Origin of the sequence: Paenibacillus sp. 2TAB26, assembly GCF_052115145.1 — a bacterium.
Taxonomy (GTDB): Bacteria; Bacillota; Bacilli; order Paenibacillales; family Paenibacillaceae; genus Pristimantibacillus.
Genome location: NZ_JBFRGC010000118.1, coordinates 1 through 422, shown reverse-complemented (window position 1 = coordinate 422; position 422 = coordinate 1). Strand labels below are relative to the sequence as shown.

The following is a 422-nucleotide window of genomic DNA, read 5'->3' as shown; positions in this document are numbered from 1 at the left end:
CGGGTATTTCCTTAGAAAGGAGGTGATCCAGCCGCACCTTCCGATACGGCTACCTTGTTACGACTTCACCCCAATCATCTACCCCACCTTCGACGGCTAGCTCCCTTGCGGGTTACCCCACCGGCTTCGGGTGTTGTAAACTCTCGTGGTGTGACGGGCGGTGTGTACAAGACCCGGGAACGTATTCACCGCGGCATGCTGATCCGCGATTACTAGCAATTCCGACTTCATGCAGGCGAGTTGCAGCCTGCAATCCGAACTGAGACCGACTTTGATAGGATTGGCTCCACCTCGCGGTTTCGCTTCCCGTTGTATCGGCCATTGTAGTACGTGTGTAGCCCAGGTCATAAGGGGCATGATGATTTGACGTCATCCCCACCTTCCTCCGGTTTGTCACCGGCAGTCATCCTAGAGTGCCCACC

At 55.9% G+C, this 422-nt stretch carries 1 rRNA gene; it reads right to left on the bottom strand.

The window, feature by feature from the left end:
• Positions 1-15: 15 nt before the first annotated feature.
• A 16S ribosomal RNA gene (locus AB4Z50_RS36135) occupies positions 16-422 on the bottom strand; the annotation flags it as partial.